Origin of the sequence: Streptococcus sp. FSL E2-3494, assembly GCF_038007085.1 — a bacterium.
Lineage (GTDB): Bacteria > Bacillota > Bacilli > Lactobacillales > Streptococcaceae > Streptococcus > Streptococcus thermophilus.
The window spans coordinates 1,490,536-1,509,278 of sequence record NZ_JBBOWN010000001.1 but is presented as its reverse complement, the minus strand read 5'-3'; the positions used below and the strand labels follow the sequence as shown (position 1 = coordinate 1,509,278).

Annotated in this window: 15 protein-coding genes and 6 pseudogenes; 15 read left to right on the top strand and 6 right to left on the bottom strand. The window is 40.7% G+C overall.

The window, feature by feature from the left end; translation table 11 throughout:
- The first annotated feature begins 6 nt into the window (after positions 1–6).
- The 9 genes from aroB to NST05_RS07760 all read left to right on the top strand — a co-directional run bounded on the left by aroB (position 7) and on the right by NST05_RS07760 (position 8,836).
- A complete protein-coding gene (gene aroB, locus NST05_RS07800) occupies positions 7–1,074 on the top strand; it encodes a 3-dehydroquinate synthase (RefSeq protein WP_014621367.1) in 1,068 nt (355 codons plus the stop codon).
- Entirely contained in the window at positions 1,075–2,241 is a 1,167-nt protein-coding gene (gene aroC, locus NST05_RS07795) for a chorismate synthase (RefSeq protein ID WP_011225712.1), read from the top strand. It abuts the gene before it with no gap.
- A gap of 29 nt (positions 2,242–2,270) precedes the next feature.
- Positions 2,271–3,377 (top strand): prephenate dehydrogenase, encoded by a 1,107-nt coding sequence (locus NST05_RS07790; protein ID WP_014621368.1) that lies wholly within the window; start codon positions 2,271–2,273, stop codon positions 3,375–3,377.
- Positions 3,378–3,386: 9 nt separating this feature from the next.
- Positions 3,387–3,725 (top strand): YlbF/YmcA family competence regulator, encoded by a 339-nt coding sequence (locus NST05_RS07785; protein ID WP_002947244.1) that lies wholly within the window; start codon positions 3,387–3,389, stop codon positions 3,723–3,725.
- Positions 3,726–3,780: 55 nt separating this feature from the next.
- Positions 3,781–4,731 carry an L-lactate dehydrogenase gene (locus NST05_RS07780; RefSeq protein WP_014621369.1) on the top strand — a complete coding sequence of 317 codons (951 nt, stop codon included), beginning with the start codon at positions 3,781–3,783 and terminating at the stop codon, positions 4,729–4,731.
- An 80-nt stretch (positions 4,732–4,811) separates the two neighbouring features.
- The gene (gene aroA, locus NST05_RS07775; protein ID WP_014621370.1) at positions 4,812–6,095 is read left to right on the top strand and encodes a 3-phosphoshikimate 1-carboxyvinyltransferase; all 1,284 of its coding nucleotides are present in this window, start codon (positions 4,812–4,814) and stop codon (positions 6,093–6,095) included.
- A complete protein-coding gene (locus NST05_RS07770) occupies positions 6,088–6,579 on the top strand; it encodes a shikimate kinase (protein WP_014621371.1) in 492 nt (163 codons plus the stop codon). Before aroA ends, NST05_RS07770 begins: the two co-directional genes overlap by 8 nt.
- Positions 6,570–7,394 (top strand): prephenate dehydratase, encoded by an 825-nt coding sequence (pheA, locus tag NST05_RS07765; RefSeq protein WP_084828660.1) that lies wholly within the window; start codon positions 6,570–6,572, stop codon positions 7,392–7,394. The genes NST05_RS07770 and pheA overlap by 10 nt, the downstream gene beginning before the upstream one ends.
- Positions 7,395–7,405: 11 nt before the next feature.
- A complete protein-coding gene (locus NST05_RS07760; RefSeq protein ID WP_084828661.1) occupies positions 7,406–8,836 on the top strand; it encodes an LCP family protein in 1,431 nt (476 codons plus the stop codon).
- Positions 8,837–8,850: 14 nt separating this feature from the next.
- Here NST05_RS07760 and NST05_RS07755 read toward each other — a convergent pair whose 3' ends face one another.
- The 3 genes from NST05_RS07755 to NST05_RS07745 are packed head-to-tail and all read right to left on the bottom strand — an operon-like array spanning position 8,851 to position 11,458.
- Positions 8,851–9,789 carry an SLAC1 family transporter gene (locus NST05_RS07755; RefSeq protein ID WP_024704033.1) on the bottom strand — a complete coding sequence of 313 codons (939 nt, stop codon included), beginning with the start codon at positions 9,787–9,789 and terminating at the stop codon, positions 8,851–8,853.
- Between the two features lie 16 nt (positions 9,790–9,805).
- Positions 9,806–10,870: an acyl-CoA dehydrogenase family protein gene (locus NST05_RS07750; RefSeq protein WP_011680950.1), complete on the bottom strand. Its 1,065-nt coding sequence runs from the start codon at positions 10,868–10,870 to the stop codon at positions 9,806–9,808.
- Between the two features lie 39 nt (positions 10,871–10,909).
- Positions 10,910–11,458 carry a carboxymuconolactone decarboxylase family protein gene (locus NST05_RS07745; RefSeq protein ID WP_014608130.1) on the bottom strand — a complete coding sequence of 183 codons (549 nt, stop codon included), beginning with the start codon at positions 11,456–11,458 and terminating at the stop codon, positions 10,910–10,912.
- Between the two features lie 215 nt (positions 11,459–11,673).
- Between NST05_RS07745 and rlmD the strand changes: the two genes are divergently transcribed.
- From rlmD to NST05_RS07720, 5 genes and pseudogenes are all read left to right on the top strand, one after another.
- Positions 11,674–13,044: a 23S rRNA (uracil(1939)-C(5))-methyltransferase RlmD gene (rlmD, locus tag NST05_RS07740; RefSeq protein WP_084828662.1), complete on the top strand. Its 1,371-nt coding sequence runs from the start codon at positions 11,674–11,676 to the stop codon at positions 13,042–13,044.
- Between the two features lie 323 nt (positions 13,045–13,367).
- Positions 13,368–13,559 (top strand): annotated as a pseudogene (locus NST05_RS07735) (TfoX/Sxy family protein); the annotation flags it as partial.
- Between the two features lie 46 nt (positions 13,560–13,605).
- Positions 13,606–14,129: pseudogene (locus NST05_RS07730) on the top strand (GNAT family N-acetyltransferase).
- A gap of 179 nt (positions 14,130–14,308) precedes the next feature.
- Positions 14,309–14,875, top strand: coding sequence for a hypothetical protein (locus NST05_RS07725; RefSeq protein ID WP_024704036.1), 567 nt, complete (start codon positions 14,309–14,311; stop codon positions 14,873–14,875).
- A 79-nt stretch (positions 14,876–14,954) separates the two neighbouring features.
- A complete protein-coding gene (locus NST05_RS07720) occupies positions 14,955–15,077 on the top strand; it encodes a hypothetical protein (RefSeq protein ID WP_255408482.1) in 123 nt (40 codons plus the stop codon).
- A gap of 630 nt (positions 15,078–15,707) precedes the next feature.
- On the opposite strand, the pseudogene NST05_RS07715 reads toward NST05_RS07720, so the two are convergent.
- From NST05_RS07715 to NST05_RS07705, 3 pseudogenes are all read right to left on the bottom strand, one after another.
- Positions 15,708–15,923 (bottom strand): annotated as a pseudogene (locus NST05_RS07715) (Rgg family transcriptional regulator); the annotation flags it as partial.
- Between the two features lie 49 nt (positions 15,924–15,972).
- Positions 15,973–17,197: pseudogene (locus NST05_RS07710) on the bottom strand (IS256 family transposase).
- Positions 17,198–17,289: 92 nt separating this feature from the next.
- A pseudogene (locus tag NST05_RS07705) lies at positions 17,290–17,451 on the bottom strand (Rgg family transcriptional regulator); the annotation flags it as partial.
- Positions 17,452–17,502: 51 nt separating this feature from the next.
- Here NST05_RS07705 and NST05_RS07700 point away from each other — a divergent pair.
- Positions 17,503–18,614 (top strand): annotated as a pseudogene (locus tag NST05_RS07700) (IS3 family transposase).
- The last annotated feature ends 129 nt before the right edge of the window (positions 18,615–18,743 follow it).

The window sequence follows — 18,743 nt, the reverse complement described above, 5'->3', positions numbered from 1 at the left end:
TCGACGATGAAACTAGAGGTAAATTTAAAACAAAACCCTTATGACATTATCATTGAAAAGGGAGCTCTTAAAGGGGTAGGACAATGGGTCAAGTCACTTTGGGAACCACAAAAGATCGCGCTTATTACGGACAATCATGTGGGAGGCCTATATGCAGAAAAAGTTAAGCTTAGCTTGGAACACGAAGGTTTTGAGGTTGTCGTTTTTGATTTTCTAGAAGGTGAAGCGAGTAAAAATCTTAAGACTGTTAATAAGGCTTATGAGTTTTTGATTAAGAATGGCATGACTCGTAGTGATGGTATTGTCGCTCTTGGTGGTGGCGTTGTTGGAGACTTAGCAGGATTTGTCGCTTCAACCTATATGCGTGGAATTCATTTCGTTCAAGTTCCAACCAGTCTAACTGCCCAAGTAGATTCATCTATTGGTGGAAAGACAGGTGTGAATACTCCTTTTGCCAAAAATATCGTAGGAACTTTTGCTCAGCCTGATGGGGTTTTAATTGATCCTAATGTCCTTGAGACACTTGGTAAACGTGAATTGATTGAAGGCATGGGTGAGGTTGTCAAATATGGTTTGATTGACGATCCTGAACTTTGGCAGCTCCTTGATAACATTGATGGTTCGGTTCATAGTATTTTGGAAAACTCAGAGACCATTATTTACCGTTCATGTAACGTTAAGCGTAAAATTGTGGTTGAAGATGAGTTTGAAGGTGGCGTCCGTATGTACCTAAACTTTGGTCATACGATTGGGCATGCCGTCGAACAAACAGCTGGTTATGGTAAAGTTATGCATGGTGAAGCTGTGGCTATTGGAATGGTTCAGATTTCTCGTGTTGCTGAGAAAAAAAACCTAATGCCTCAGGGAATCACACGTCAAATTGCTGAGATGTGTGTGAAATTTGGTTTGCCAGTAGACTATGAACCATGGCGTGTTGAGGAGCTCTATACAGCCCTCACACATGACAAGAAAGCCCGTGGTAATAGTATTAAGACAGTTATCGTTCCAGAGATTGGTAAGGCAGCTATCAATCAGATTCCTTTAGTTGAAATGAAAGAGTACTTGGAGAAATAAATGAGATATTTAACAGCAGGTGAGTCTCACGGCCCACGTTTAACGGCAATTATCGAAGGTGTACCAGCTGGTCTTCCCTTGACCGCTGAAGATATCAATGGCGATTTGAAACGCCGCCAAGGTGGTTATGGTCGTGGTGGCCGCATGAAAATTGAGTCTGATAAGGTTGAAATCACTTCTGGTGTTCGTCATGGGAAAACAACAGGGGCTCCAATCACCCTCCATGTCATCAATAAGGACCATCAAAAATGGTTGGACATTATGGCTGTTGAAGATATTGAGGATCGTTTAAAAACTAAACGCAAAATCACCCATCCACGTCCAGGACATGCTGACTTGGTTGGTGGTATGAAATACCGTTTTGATGATTTGCGTAATTCGTTGGAGCGTTCCAGTGCGCGTGAAACAACTATGCGTGTGGCAGTGGGTGCTGTCGCTAAACGAATCTTGGCTGAGCTTGATATTGAAATTGCTAATCATGTGGTTGTCTTTGGTGGTAAGGAAATTGATGTGCCAGAGAATTTGACAGTTGCTCAAATCAAGGAATTGGCCCAACAGTCAGAAATTTCAGTTGTTAACCAAGAGCGTGAGCAAGAAATTAAAGATTACATTGACCAAATCAAAAAAGAGGGTGACACCATCGGTGGTGTCGTTGAAACGGTTGTTGGTGGTGTACCTGTAGGACTTGGTTCTTATGTGCAATGGGATACCAAGTTGGATGCCAAGATTGCTCAAGCAGTTGTTTCCATCAATGCCTTCAAGGGGGTCGAGTTTGGTCTTGGATTCAAAGATGGCTATCTCAGGGGCTCTCAAGTGATGGATGAGATCCTTTGGAATGAAGAGGATGGCTATACGCGTAGAACCAATAATCTCGGTGGTTTTGAAGGTGGAATGACAAATGGTCAACCAATTGTAGTCCGTGGGGTTATGAAGCCAATTCCAACTCTTTATAAACCACTAATGTCAGTAGATATTGAGACCCATGAGCCATACAAGGCAACGGTTGAGCGTTCAGATCCAACGGCCTTGCCTGCAGCAGGTGTCGTTATGGAATCAGTAGTCGCTACTGTCGTAGCTAATGAAATCTTGGATAAATTCTCTTCTGATAATTTGGAAGAGTTGAAAGAAGCGGTAGCACATCACCGTGACTATGTGAAAAACTTTTAAGCAGCATCAGTGAAAAGACGGGAGTAGGAATGAGTAAAAAAACTATTTATATTGTAGGATTGGGTCTGATTGGTGGCTCCCTGGCCTTAGGGATTAAAAGGGATCACCCTGATTATGATATTCTTGGATATAATCGCTCTGACTATTCTCGAAATATTGCACTAGAACGTGGGATTGTTGACCGAGCAACAGGTGATTTTAAAGAGTTTGCTCCCCTTGCGGACGTCATTATCTTAGCAGTGCCAATCAAGCAAACGATGGCCTACTTGAAGGAGTTGGCTGATCTGGACCTTAAAGATAATGTCATCATAACAGATGCGGGCTCAACCAAGCGTGAAATCGTTGAGGCAGCGGAGCGTTATCTAACAGGCAAAAATGTTCAGTTTGTAGGTTCTCACCCGATGGCTGGTTCTCATAAATCAGGGGCTATTGCGGCTGACGTGACACTTTTTGAAAATGCCTATTATATTTTCACACCGACAAGTCTGACAAAAGAGACAACGATCCCTGAGCTTAAGGATATCTTGTCTGGCCTTAAGTCACGTTATGTTGAGATTGATGCAGCTGAACACGACCGGGTAACGAGTCAAATCAGTCATTTTCCACATCTTTTGGCTTCTGGTCTTATGGAGCAGGCAGCTGATTATGCTCAGGCTCACGAGATGACCAATCACTTTGCGGCTGGGGGGTTCCGAGATATGACCCGTATTGCTGAGAGTGAACCTGGGATGTGGGCTTCCATTCTCATGACTAATGGTCCTGCTGTTTTGGATCGTATTGAAGATTTCAAAAAACGTTTGGACCATGTGGCTGATTTGATTAAGGCTGAGGATGAGAGTGCTATTTGGGAGTTCTTTGACAACGGTCGTAAGAAGCGTAAAGAGATGGAAATTCATAAAAAGGGTGGCGTGGAAAGTGCCTTCGATATTTTTGTGGATGTACCTGACCGTGAGGACGTTATCCTTAGCATTATGGAATTGTTGCGAGGAACGTCTTTGGTTAACCTTCGTATCAATGAAGAAAATCGTGAGGATATTCATGGTATCCTTCAAATTACTTTTAAAAATGAAAAAGATCGTAAACATGCTAAGACTGTTATTGAAGCCAATACAGACTATCATGTGGTGATCGCATAGGAGAATAAAATGAGAAATATTTATGATTTAGCAAATGAGTTGGAACGTGGCATCCGTGCCCTTCCTGAGTACAAAAACTTGGTAGAGAAAAAAGAAGCGATTGCAACTGATGCTGAGGCTAGCGCTCTTTTCAAAGAGTTTACGGATTTCCAAGAGGATTTCTATGCTAAAATGCAGGCTGGTACAATGCCAACAGCAGAAGAACAAGCAGCTGTTCAAGAATTGGGTCAAAAGGTAGAAGCTAACGCCCTTTTGAAAGAATACTTGACTGCGCAACAAAGTCTGTCTGTTTATTTGAATGATATTGAACGTATCATCTTCAAACCTTTGCAAGAATTGAATAACTAATAAGGGAGGCCTTTGTCAATTGGCAGGACTTTTTCTGTATTAAAGGAGGTAAATTATGGCTCGTAAAATTGGAATTATTGGAATGGGAAATGTTGGTGCAGCGGTAGCTCATGGGGCTATTGCTCAGGGCTTAGCCGATAGTTATGTTTTTATTGATATTAATGAGAGGAAAGCTGAAGCAGATGCCCAGGATTTTAAGGATGCCATGGCCAATCTGGCCAACTATGCAAACATCGTGGTTAATGATTATGAAGCACTTAAAGATGCTGATGTTATCATCTCAGCTCTTGGAAATATTCAGCTACAGCACAATGCTGGTGAGGACCGTTTTGCTGAATTCCCATTTACCCGAGAGGCTGTTTATCAGGTTGCTCAGGAGTTAAAACAGTTGGATTTTAAAGGTATACTCTTGGTCATCTCAAATCCTGTAGATGCGGTGACAGCTCTCTATCAAGAATTCACAGGTTGGCCAAAGGAACGCGTGATTGGGACAGGGACTTTACTTGATACGGCTAGAATGAAGACAGCAGTGGGAGAGGTTCTGGAAGTTAATCCCAAATCAGTATCAGGCTACAATCTTGGGGAACATGGCAACTCTCAATTTACAGCATGGAGTCAGGTTAAGGTGAAAGGTCAAGATATTACAGCTTTAACGAGTGAAGAGGAGCGTCAAAATCTCTTTATGGCTTCCATGAAGGGGGGGCACAAGGTTTTTTATGGTAAGGGCTATACTTCATACGGTATTGCCAGTGCTGCCCTTCGTTTGGTGGCAATTATCCTCTCTGACGCTCAAGAAGAGGTGACAGTATCTAGCTATCAAGAAATCTATCAGACTTATCTTGGCTATCCAGTTATTTTAGGACGTCAAGGTGTGGAAGCTCCTGTCCACTTGACTTTGTCGGCTGAGGAAAAACATCTTTTGCAGGGCTCTGCTGACTTAATTCGGAACCGTGTTCAAGAGGCAGTTGCCTTTTTGAAAGAAAAGTATGGCAATACAATCGAGTGAATATTTTGACAATTCAGTATATGGTTGGGCTTTCAAATATGGTATAATGAGGATAACAATAAAATTTTTAGGAGTAACCTATGAAACTAGAAACCAAGGCTCAAGGTCTTCGTGGCAGCTTGCGTATCCCTGGTGACAAGTCCATCAGTCACCGTTCGATTATGTTCGGTAGTCTTGCCAAAGGCGTGACAACTGTTCGTGATATTTTACGAGGTGAAGACGTCCTCTCAACTATGCAGGTCTTTCGTGATTTAGGTGTGACTATTGAAGATGATGGTGATGTGGTACGTATTCACGGTGTTGGTTTTGACGGTCTCAAGGCTCCTCAAAACAAGCTGGATATGGGCAACTCTGGAACATCGATTCGTTTGATTTCAGGTGTACTTGCCGGTCAAGATTTTGATGTGGAAATGTTTGGGGATGACTCCCTTTCAAAACGCCCTATGGACCGTGTCACTATTCCTTTACGTCAGATGGGGGTAGAGGTGTCAGGACAAACTGACCGTGATTTGCCACCATTGAAAATGCACGGCAGCAAGTCCCTTAAACCTATTTATTACGAATTGCCAGTGGCCTCTGCTCAGGTTAAGTCTGCCCTTATTTTTGCGGCCCTTCAAGCTGATGGTGAGTCTGTCATCATTGAAAAGGAAAAAACACGTAATCATACGGAAGATATGATTCAGCAGTTTGGTGGTCAGCTTCAAGTAGAAGGCAAGGAAATTCGTATTTCTGGTGGACAGATCTTTACTGCCCAAGAAGTTGTGGTTCCAGGGGATATTTCTTCGGCCGCTTTTTGGTTGGTAGCAGGACTCGTGGTGCCAAACTCTAAGATTATCTTGAAAAATGTTGGTATTAATGAGACACGTACCGGAATCATTGATGTTATCAAGGATATGGGTGGTAAGATAAAACTTTCAGATATTGACCAAGTTGCTAAATCTGCGACCATTACGGTTGAAACTTCAGAACTTAAAGGAACCGAAATTGGCGGTGACATCATTCCACGTTTGATTGATGAACTTCCGATTATCACACTCTTGGCGACACAAGCTCAAGGTAAGACGGTGATTCGTGATGCTGAAGAGCTCAAGGTCAAAGAGACTGATCGTATTCAGGTGGTAGCAGATGCCTTGAATGCTATGGGTGCTGATATTGTTCCAACTGAGGATGGTATGATTATCACTGGGAAGACGCCTCTTCACGGGGCAGAGGTCAATACCTTTGGTGACCACAGGATTGGTATGATGACAGCCATTGCTGCCCTCTTGGTTCAAGATGGCGAAGTTGACTTGCAACGTGCGGAAGCTATCAATACGAGCTACCCAAGCTTCTTTAGTGATTTGGAAGGATTACTGCATGGCTAAGGTTTTATTGGGCTTTATGGGAGTTGGTAAGAGTTCCGTCGCCCCATACCTGAATGGTCGTTTCGTAGATATGGATCAGGTCATCGAAGATAAAATTGGAATGTCCATTACTGATTTCTTTGCCAAAGAAGGCGAAGCAAGTTTTCGTCAGATTGAGTCTGAGACTCTGGAAGAACTCCTTCAAGAGGGAGATGATGTTATCATCTCTACTGGTGGTGGTGTCGTTGTGACGGAGTGCAATCGTAAACTTTTGAAGAAAAATCGTAAGCATAACGTATGGCTTCACTCTTCTTTTGATGTGGTCTATAATCGTATTAAAAAGGATATCAAAAATCAACGCCCCCTCTTTCTCAATCATTCTAAAGAGGAATTCAAGGCCATTTATGATGGTCGAATGGCCCTCTATAAAGGTTTGGCAGATCTGGTTGTCACTGTTGATAATCGGACGCCAGAAGAAGTAGCAAGGTTTATCAAATGGATGTAGGTTATTTGGGCCCCAGTGGGTCGTTTACGCACAATGCAGCCTTAAAGGCATTTCCTGAGGCAAGCTTGGTTTCTCTAGGTACCATTACTGAAGTTATCAAGTCATATGAAGAGGGACGTGTGGATTACGCAGTTATTCCTGTGGAAAATTCCATTGAGGGATCCGTTCATGAGAGTTTAGACTATCTCTTCCACCAGGCAGACATTCGTGCTGTGGCCGAGATTGTTCAACCCATCAAGCAACAGTTAATGGCTAGCAAACACCATGCAAAGATTGAAAAAATTTTCTCACATCCACAAGCGATTGCTCAAGGGAAAAAGTATATTAAAGATCATTTTCCACATGCTAAAATTGAGACAACAGCCAGTACAGCCTTTGCGGCTCGCTATGTCGCAGATAATCCTGACCAGCCTTATGCTGCAATCGCTCCGCATGCAGCTGCCAAGGAATACGGTCTCGAAATTTTAGCTAAGGATATTCAGGAAATTGAGAAGAATTATACCCGTTTCTGGTTATTAGGGAGCACTGTTCCTGAAATTCCGCTCAATCAGATTAATTGTAAATTAACGCTTGCCTTAACTCTACCTGACAATATGCCAGGTGCACTTTACAAGGCTTTATCGACCTTTGCCTGGCGAGGCATTGACTTGACCAAGATTGAAAGCCGTCCTTTAAAGACGGTACTTGGCGAGTACTTCTTCATTATTGATTGTGATTATACAAAGAAAAAGTTGGCTCATTTCGCTCTTGAAGAGCTAACTGCAGTTGGAATTGGATATAAAATCTTTGGAGCTTACCAAGTCTATCAAATTTAAAGGGAAATCTTATGACCAAATCTAACGATGTGCCATTTACGTATTATGAACGGTTACGTTACAGCTATCTTTTAAAAAATCTTGCCCGCCTTAATGGACAGCAGGCTTCGGAATTCAATTATCTACAAGGAAAGTTGGATGCCTATGAAGCTGAACGTTCCTACGAGAGGTATCAAGGTCAAAGAGCTGACTATCAAGAAGCATGGCGCCAACCTTATGATAATCGTTCAAATTATTATCAGGAGCCTGATTATGAGGATGTCAACCAGCTAACAGAGGAAGGTCTGCCTGTCTATCGAGAGGAAGCGCCTCAACTAAAACCTAAGCGAAAAAAGGTTCAAAGACGAGTGCCCCCTTCAGTAATATCGGAACCAAAGTCCAATCCGCATTCAACAAAGAAAACGCGACATAAGAAAAAAAGAAAACTCAAGAAGGTTGTTAAACTGGTATTCAGATGCTTGAGTCTTGGGATTGTGTTCTTAGTGCTAGCAATGGCCTATCAATTTTACAAAGGAACTGACCTTTCTGCTGCTGGTAACAATGGTAAAGCCTATCGACCGGCCTTAGTCGAAACCTTTAACGGTAAAGACACTAAGGATGGGGTGAATATCCTTATTTTGGGTTCTGACCAACGAGTCAGCCAAAAATCTACCGATGCCAGAACAGACTCTATTATAGTTGTCAATGTGGGCAATAAGGAAGGCAAAATCAAGATGGTAAGCTTTATGCGTGACACCTTGGTTAATATTAAGGGCGCTTCAGAGACAGACTATTCTCAGGATCTGAAACTCAATACTGCCTTCAATATTGGTGAGCAAAACAATCATCAAGGAGCAGAGCTTATGCGACAGACGCTCAAACGAAATTTTGACATTGATATCAAGTACTATGCCATGGTCGACTTTGAGACCTTTGCGACAGGTATTGATACCCTGTTCCCAGATGGCGTGAAAATCAATGCCAAATTCTCCACTATTGATGGTAAAAAAGTATCTTCGGTCCAAGTTCCAGATGATTTGAGGATGGAAAAGGATGGGAATGTTCCGAATCAAACCATTAAAGTCGGTAAGCAACAGATGGATGGACGAACTCTTCTTAATTACGCTCGTTTCCGTAAGGACGATGAAGGGGATTATGGGCGTACCAAGCGGCAACAACAAGTGATGCAAGCTATTATGAAGCAAGTTAAAAATCCTATTAGTCTTTTCAAGGGTCCTGAGGCTTTAGGAAAAGTATACTCACTGACTTCAACCAATATGAGCATGACGGAAATGTTGGATTTGGGTCTTTCAAATGCTGGTAGTTTTAAACATGGGATCAATTCTCAAACCATTCCTTCAGATGGTGATTGGATTGACAGTTATGATTTATATGGTGGTCAAGGGATTGAAATTGATTTTGATAACTATCAGTCAAAATTAAAAGAACTAGGATTTAGATAAGAAAACAAGCAGGTTCACACCGAACCTGCTTGTTTTTTGGTATTAAGAGCTTGTATAAGCGCCTTGTATAAGAGTTTTAGAAAATGATAGAGCAAATAGGTCATGATGACAAGAACGAAGACGAACTCTACCTTATAAACCAATTGGGTAGCTGGATTGACTAGTCCAAGACTAGTAGTGGCTGCCCTAAAAGCATTGACACTATTGACCAAGGGAAAGCTGAAAGCTGCAAAAAGTGGCATAAAGCCTTTTTTAACCAGTCTTACGAAGAGATTAAGAGCATAGAAAAAGAATGCTTGCGAGAATAAGAGTAGGGCAAGTAAAATAATAGTTGCAGGTCTTTGATTACTCTTGATTGAGCTGGTAATGAGAAGGGCCAGAGGTGCTGCTAAAATGGCAAGTATAGGTCGATAGAGGTGAGGGATGGCTATCTGTCTCATTCTCCACAAAACAAGTGGAAAGAGGGCTAGTGTCGCCAGTCCCGTTAGTCCCAGAATAAGTCCCTTGATGCTAGTTGGAACACTAGCTGGTACTGTCACAAGACTGATAGCAGGTCCAACGTAGATCACGAACCAGCTTGGAAAGACTTGGTTCAAAGATAGTGGGTGCATAAAACGCAGACTGAAAAAAATAATATAGGCAATATAAAGTCCAAGGAGCCCAACCCAAGTCACACTTAAGCCTATTTGAGCTAGTGGAAGGCGGCTGGCAAAGAGAAAGGCAGCCATAAAGTAGCTAGCAAAGGCCGAAGCAATGACTGGATTGTGCAAATCCTCCCTTACTTTTTCAAAGCCAAGAATCAAGCGTCCTAGTATAAGCATAAAACCTATACTTGCCAGAAACCAAATGCCCTGAGCAATCAGGGCATAGTGGTTTATTTGATTGGATAAACTAAAGAGGGCAAGAACTAGACTAGATAGGGCCAAGGGAATTTTCTTAAAAAATACCTTCATTGTTCTACCGGCCTTTCTAGCTAGCTGCAAGAATGTGACGAAGCTGTACCGCACTCGGAGATACAATTGGAAGGAAGACGCCTTCATTCCAACGACGGATAAAGCTTGACTCTGATTCTTTCAAATAGCCACGACCACCACTAGCCTGAAGTTCGAGGAGCAGACTGTTGGCTACGACATCGACAATATCGATACGCAATTGGAAAAGTTCACGTGGTTTTTCAATGAAATAATTAGCATCATTAAGACCCGCAAAGAGTTGGTCTTGAATAGCAAGAAGATTTCCACGTGTTGCTTCAAATTCCTCACGAAGAACGCTACGGTTACTGTTTAGACTAGCTTCAACCTCATCAAGAGAACGTTGTGCCAAACCAAAGGCAAGACCAAATTGGAAACCAAGGAAGTTCGGACGTGTTTTGGCAATATAGTCTGCACCTTCTTTTGAAAGGACCCAATTAGGATCTAACTTAACGTGATCAAAAGTAAGAGAGGCAGTGTTAGCACCTTGAAGGGAAACAAATTCCAAATCTTCAGAACGGCTGAGGCCTTCAGCTTCAGATGGAATGGTGATAATCCAAGGTTGGCTACCGTCTTTAAAGTCAGCAGCAAAGAGAGCAGCGAATTTATCAGAACGAAGGTTAGTTACCCAAGGCAAACGACCATCGAGATAGTAGTCATCACCTTCTTGGCTGATAGTAACATTCAATTCTTCAATATCAGATAAGAATTTGACGGCGTTAGACAAACCGGTACCACCAGCACGCTCACCGGTATATAATTCTTTCAACCATGTTTCACGAGGGTAAGCATTGTCGCTAGCTAAGATATACTCGATGAAAGTACGGTGTCCCCAAGAAATAAAGGAAGCTGTCAAAGAGTGTTGTGCCAATTCATTAAGCACATCAACAACGTGAGTAGGACCACCACCTAGGCCATTAAACTCAGCAGGTACGCCGATCTTAAAGACGTCGTTTTCAGCAATTTTTTCAAGAAGTTGGTCCGCAATTGGTCCAGACTCTTGGTCAATATGGTCAGCGTTGGTGTCCAACCAAGTAAGGAATTCTTTTGAAAAACGTGACATAGGCTTAGATCCTCCTCTAGTTTATCGTTTGGTTTTGAATTAAGCGAATTCTTGAAGTTCAGGGTTAATCGGTGTTTGTGCGAGATTGTTAGCGTAGTTACACAAGCTAGCAAGGCTGACACCCAAGATAACGTCAAGGGCATTTTGAGCAGTGTAGCCAGCTTCCAAGAAGTCATTGTAGGCTTCGTCACCAACAGCACCTTTAGTATTGATTACGGCAATAGTGAATTTAGCAAGGGTATCAAGTTTTGGATCGTCTTCGATTGGTGTACGGTTACGAAGGGCTTCCAAAAGTTGAGGTGCCATTTGGATTTGCTTGATTGAAAAGGCTGTGTGACCTGCCACACAGAAGGCACATCCGTTAGTAACAGCAGCTGTAATTTGAACAACCTCACGTTCAGTTGGTGTCAATGAATTGCGACGGTTGATTTCACCGACAGTACGGTAAGCTTCAAGCGCAGTTGGCGCATTAGCAAGGAGACCAATCAAGTTTGGAATGAATCCCCCATTGGCATCTTTGACTGTTTGAAGGACGTCTTTAACTTCTTCTGGTGCAGTTTCGATTGTATGAATGGTAATATCTGGCATGATTTCTATTCTCCTTTAGATAGAAACGACATCTAGCAAGTTGCTGAGTCGTTTAATTTTTTGTCATGGACCTATGATAGCACTGTATGACTTTTCTGTAAAGTTTATATTATTTATGGCTAGTCATAAATTTGATTTATATGTGCTATAATGGAGGGTAGTAAAAGGCCTTTGAAGGTATATTTAGGCCCCCTAAAAGTAAAGAAAGTTGAATTATGTTAAATAAAAACGATATTGTAGAAGTTGAAATTGTCGATTTGACACATGAAGGATCAGGCGTAGCCAAGGTCGACGGCTTTGTCTTTTTCGTGGATAATGCCCTACCGGGTGAAGTCATCAGAATGCGTGTGCTTAAGCTTAAGAAGAATATCGGCTTTGGTAAGGTTGATGAGTATGTGACCCTTTCACCAAGTCGTAATCAGGATATTAATGCTACTTATCTTCGTTCAGGGATTGCTGATTTTGGGCATATGACTTACACTGAGCAGCTTAAGTTCAAGCGTAAACAAGTCGTCGATAACCTCTATAAGACAGCCGGTATCTCGGACGTAGAAGTTGCTGAAACACTAGGTATGGAAACACCTTACGCCTACCGTAATAAGGCGCAGGTGCCCGTTCGCCGTGTTAAAGGTCAGCTTGAAACAGGTTTCTACCGCAAGAATTCGCACGACTTGATTCCAATTGAAGATTTCCTCATTCAAGACAAGGAAATTGATAAACTCATTGTCTTTGTCCGTGACCTTCTCCGTCGTTATGACCTCAAACCTTATGATGAGAAGGAGCAGACAGGTTTGATTCGTCATTTGGTAGTTCGTCGTGGTCATTATTCAGGTCAGATGATGTTGGTCTTTGTAACGACCAAACCAAAAGTTTTCCGTATTGACCAAGTCATTGCTAAGATTACGGAAGCCTTTCCAAGTATTGTTTCAATCATTCAAAACATCAACGATAAGAACACTAACGCCATCTTTGGTAAGGAGTTCCGCACCCTTTATGGCCAAGACACCATCACAGACAGTATGTTGGGCAATGACTATGAGATCTCTGCCCAGTCTTTCTATCAGGTTAACACTGAGATGGCTGAAAAACTCTATCAAACAGCTATTGACTTCTCAGATCTAAACAGCGACAGCATTGTTATTGATGCCTATTCAGGAATCGGGACAATCGGTTTGTCATTTGCAAAACAGGTCAAGGAAGTCTACGGCGTTGAAGTCATCGAAACAGCCGTCGAAGATTCCAAGAAAAATGCAGAACGCAACGGCATTACAAATGCCCACTATGTGGCTGACTCAGCTGAAAATGTCATGGCCAAGTGGAGCAAGGATGGCATCAAACCAGACGTCATCATTGTGGATCCACCACGTAAGGGCTTGACTGAAAGCTTCATCAAAGCCAGCGTCGCCATGCAACCTGAGAAGATTACCTATGTCTCATGTAACCCAGCAACCATGGCGCGTGATATCAAACTTTATCAAGACTTGGGCTATGAATTGAAGAAAGTCCAGCCGGTTGATTTATTTCCGCAAACGCATCATGTTGAGGCGGTATCACTACTTGTACGAGCTGAGACTTCAGCGAAGTAGAAGTAGATGCTCCGCCCATGCGATAGCTGTCGTAGAGTAAGGAGTTTACGACGAAACGATACGGTAATAGCGAACCGCCGAGTGTGTGAGTTTTTAGTGAAACGTAGCTAATCCTCAAAAGGTTCTCCGAACCTTTTGAGTCCCACGGACGCATCATGTTGAATGCGTAACACTGCTTGTACGAGCTACGAAGTAGCATAGTAGAAACGGAAGGCCCACCATATTGAACTAATATAAGTATTAAAAATCCTGTAGACCAATGCAAATTTTGGAGGTGTAGATTATGGCTTCAAGTAAAGAATATTTAGATTTCATTATTGTGAATTTATGATGATAGATTTTTAGTGAAGCCTTTTAAATCTGCAATAGCATATATGCCAAATGCAAAGTACGAGTCACCATATGATGGAGCAAATGAAATGCTGTTGGTAGATGATGTTGACAACAAAAATTATTTAACTGGCTTATTCAATGCAATGTATGATGAATTACCTGCACCTAAACCAAAGAAATGATTAGAGTGGAATTTAAGGAGAAAAAACGATTTTAGAAACGGAAAGGTTGATTCTTCGCCCATGGGAAGAAAGAGATGCCAATGATTTATTCCAATATGCCAGTAATCCAGAGGTTGGTCCGATTGCAGGTTGGCCAGTACATACTAGTGTTGAAAACAGTAGGGAAATTATAAAAAGTTATTTTTCCGCACCTGAGACATACGCTATAGTTTTAAAAGAAACAATGCAGCCAGTGGATAGCATAGGTTTGATGATTGGCTCTGCAAGTGATAAAGGTATTCCTGATACTGAGGCGGAGATTGGTTACTGGATAGGAGTTCTGTATTGGGGTGTCAGGGGCTTATACCAGAAGCAGTTCGTGAGATAATGAGACATGGATTTGATGACTTGAATTTGGAGAAAATGTGGTTCGGTTATTTTGACGGCAATACAAAGTCAAAGAGAGTTCAGGAAAAATGTGGGTTCCGTTATCATCATATAAAAGAGAAGGTTCCATGTGCATTGGAAGGTGTTTTTAGCACAGAACACATCGCCTGTCTCTCAAAGGCAGAGTGGATTTCAATTAAGTAAATCTTAGTTTGTTGAGGTCATACCTTTAAATGATAACCTTATGCGATCGTTAAAAGCTCTATAGACCTGTTTCTACATACAGATAGGTTCACTCGTTTCATGTTGATGTAGTATCACTGCTTGTAAGATTTGAAAAATAAATTTGCGTAGCGTCGTAAAGGTTAAATGGAGGGTTATCGATGGTTATATTGGAATTGTATCAAGGTGATTATCAAAAGGATTTAGTCGCGTTTGATTCTTTAGAAGAGGGGAGAGCGTTTGTAGCTCAAATCCCGGGGTATACTTTAGAAACAGAAGATGGGTTTGGGGTGGAGTTTGTGAACCCAAAATACTTGCCGGATTATATGGAAATTGTCTTTAACGGAAATATTGTCCCTCTATCTAGATTTTCGTTTAATTCTGAAGAAAATGTGGATATTATTTGGAAAGAAATTTCGAATCTATCCGTTAAAAACGATAAAGTGATTGAAGGATATTCAAAAATCGACGCGTATGTCGTTAACAACGATGAAGTGAAAGCCTATGTCGAAGCAAGAGAAGCGAACTATCGCAAGGCAAAAGACTTTCTAGAACGCTGTGGATATGAGGCCGACAGAAGCTTTTTCGGAAGTGAAGACGGCGAAGCGATTCTCTATAGAAAAAAAGGTACCGAAGATTGGAAATTCTTATGCCACTTAGACCCACTATTTGTAGAGATTGAAGATGTAGAAGGATATGTCAAAGAAGAGATTCAATTGTTAAACTAAAGAATGTTGCGAAGGCGTGGCGTGAGTTATATTTAAAAAGGCTTCTATTTTGCCAGATGGTGGAATTAAGGAGAAATTTATGACCTTAAAACAAATTAAATTTAATCCTTTTAAACACTGGGGAATCATCAGCGACTTGTATAAGCAGTCCTTTCCAAAGGAGGAGCGAATTCCCTTCTTTGGACTTGGCTCTTATCATTGAGAAAAATGGATTTACACTGTGTCCCTGTCTCATTCGTGAATTAGGCGTTGACTTTGCTCTTATGAGCCAGACAGGGCAACTAATTCCAGGATATCTTTGACAATTTCTCTTTTGGACTTGGAGATGTATCAATTTGTTCGATAAATTAATAAAACGTACCTTACCAAAATTGTACTGAACTAAAAAATTATCTAATTGAGAAAAGAACAAAAGTTTTGGTCTATAATATAGATATTTTCTAGCATCACATGTGGAGGCAGTCTCACTGCTTTTACGAGCTGAGACCTCAGCGAAGTAGAAGCAGATGTTCCGCCCATGCGACAAGGTGAGACCGAAGGTCGAGAAGGTGCCCTGGGGTATAGGACTCGTAGAATGAGGAGGTACACCGACGAGATGATACGGTAAGTCCGAACCGCTTAGTGTGAGTTTATTGGTAAAACGCAGCTAAACGTCTCGAATATTTCATTCACGGTGAGATGCTGTAGCTAAGAATGAGCTAATTGAGGATTTCAATTTTATAGGAATTGGCTTTAGTAACCTTAAAAAATAGATATTCATCATTATAAATATCAAAAAAGAAAGGACAACATTGGTACTGATCCTTTCTTTTTTCGATTATCGTTTTAAAATCTAATTAACAATTTTAGAGTAATGTTCGGTGTATTGCTCTTTTAACTCATTTTCTCCTAAAAGTTCGAAAACTTGTATAGCCTGTTTCATTTTGGTCATATCATTATTTGAACCTTTCTTAAATTCAAAATATCCAGTAGCATAAAGAAATACGGTTTCTTCGTAGAAATTGAATTTATTAGTTAATAGTTTTTTTATTTCAGTGATTAAAAAACTGGATACTGTCAATAATTATGTGTAAACACTCAAGTAGAGTTGAAGAATGTTAATCAAATAAGCTTTCAAGTGTGTCAGCACATTGGCCAAACCCTTTATGGATGCGTTGATTTTGCTTGAAATTATAATCTTCAAACAGGGTAACTAAATAACGTTCCAGAGCCTCCTCGTTAGGAAAAAGAACCTTCTTTTTCGTTTGACGTTTGATTTCTTTGTTAAGAGACTCAATGAGGTTTGTCGAATAAATGCTATGCCAAATCTGGTAGGGAAACTGATAAAAAGTTAAAAGATTATCCGTATTCTCCAGACTTTCCATGACTTTCCTATACTTTGGTTTCCATTCGGCGATAAAGTTCTCTAAAGCTTGCACTGCCATTTCTAAATTTTCAGCACGATAAATCGTTTTAAATTGCTCCAGAATAACCGCTCTATCTGCTCGTTTCACTTTACTAGCTAGATTTCGACTAATATGAATTAAGCAACGTTGTTGTTTAGCTAATGGGTAAGCCTGATTGATAATCTCTTCAAGCCCCTTGAAGCCATCGGTCACTACAAGAGAAACCTGTTGGATTCCTTGGTTTTGAAGCTTGTCTAACAGGGTGGACCAAGAAGCATTGTTTTCATTTGGGGCGATTTCATATCTAAGAACAGCCTTCTGTCCTTCTGGTGTAATGCCAAGTGCGATATGAATACATTCTTTACTAACGGTTCCAAGTCTTAAGGGGAGATAGGTTCCGTCAAGAAATAAAACAGAGTAATTGGCTTCTAAGCTTCGCTCATGAAAAGTAGCGACATTCTCCTGAGTTGCTTTTGAGATATTAGAAATTGTGGCAGGACTATAGTGATGACCATACATTCGCTCGATGATATCACTAATTTCTCGAGTCGTTACACCGGTTTGATAGAGTTTGATAACCATCTCTTCCAAGTGGTCATCTCGACGTCCATAAGCGGGAAGCAAAGCTGGACTAAAGTTCCCATTACGATCTCTAGGAATACTCAACTGAACAGTCCCATATTTGGTTTCGAATTTCCGTGCATAGCTTCCGTTACGACTATTCCCAGAATTATAGCCTAATTTTCCGTGCATAGCTTCCGTTACGACTATTCCCAGAATTATAGCCTAATTTATCGTAAGGTTCATACCCTAAAAAGGCTGATAACTCTGCTTGAAGCAGATCATTCATAGCTGTTTCAAGAGAAGTACGGAAAAATTCATCAATATCTTGCTTTTGGGCTAGGAAGTTAAGTAGTTCTGTGGTAAACTGAGTCATAGGAATAAATCTCTTTCTAGTAATGTTTTGCAACTCTACTATAACGGATTTATTCCTTTTTTGTGTTTACACAACTTATTTTACACTACCTAGATATGGTTCTTCACCATTTCTTTTGTTAATAGAAAAAATGAATTGTATTCAATAGTTCTTGCACAATTTCCTAGTAAGATAATTTCATAATACCCCCATTGGTCAACTTTAAAAAGGTAGTCTGTTAATTGAAGTATTTCGTTATCTGTAGGTTTGATGTTATCCTTAAATCTTAGAGTCACTATTGTATAATTTAGACAAAGGACAAAAACATGAAAAAACGCTATTCAAAAGAATTTAAAGAAACCCTTATCGCCTTCTATCATTCTGGTCAATCCGTCACCCAGCTGTCTAAAGAATACGACGTGGCCCCTGCAACAATTTATAAATGGATAGACCTCTGCTCTAAATCTAATGAAAGCTCCGTCTCTAAAGCTGATTTTCTAGAATTAAAAAGACAACTGGCTAAAGTTAAGGAAGAACGAGACATCTTAAAAAAAGTATTGACCATATTCGCCGAGAAAAAGAAGTGAGTGCTGCGGATATGGCTCAAACCATACAAACTTTAGCACTCAATGTCAGACTAAGCTGTCAACTCCTTGATGTTCCTGAATCAAGTTATTATGAACGGATTAACCGACATCCATCTAAAACTCAATTAAGGAGACAATACCTGTCACTCAAAATTTCTCAACTCTTCAATGCTAACCGAGGAATCTATGGTGCTCCTAAAATTCATCATCCTCTACTTAAACAAGGGGAAAAAGTCGGGTTAAAACTCGTACAGAAGCTAATGAAGCAACTTCAACTCAAGTCTGTAGTCATTAAGAAATTTAAGCCTGGATACTCACTAAGTGATCACATCAATCGAAAAAATCTCATACAGACTGAACCTACAAAGAAAAATAAGGTTTGGTCAACCGACATTACTTATATTCCTACTCAACAAGGATGGGCTTATCTCTCAACCATTATGGATCGTTATACTAAAAAAGTCATTGCTTGGGATTTGGGCAAGCGAATGACTGTAGAATTAGTGCAAAGAACTTTAAATAAGGCCATTAAATCACAAGACTATCCAGAAGCTGTTATTCTTCATTCTGACCAAGGAAGCCAGTATACGAGTCTAGAGTATGAAGAGTTGCTTAAGTATTATGGGATGGCTCACTCTTTCAGTTGAAGGGGATACCCTTATCATAATGCCAGTCTTGAATTTTGGCATGGACATTTAAAAAGAGAGTGGGTGTATCAATTTAAATATAAGAACTTTGAAGAAGCCTATCAGAGTATTTTCTGGTACATCGAAGCCTTTTATAATTCAAAACGAATCCATCAAAGTTTAGGGTATCCTACACCTAATCAATTTGAAAAGGTAAGTGCTTAAAATAAATAGATTAAAATTCTACGTTTGTTACTCTAAAAACTTGACTTAACGTCAGTCAAGAGTTACGTAAGATTATGACAGCCATCTTTGAAGAAAAGATGAACAAACACAAGATTAAATAATGTTGTA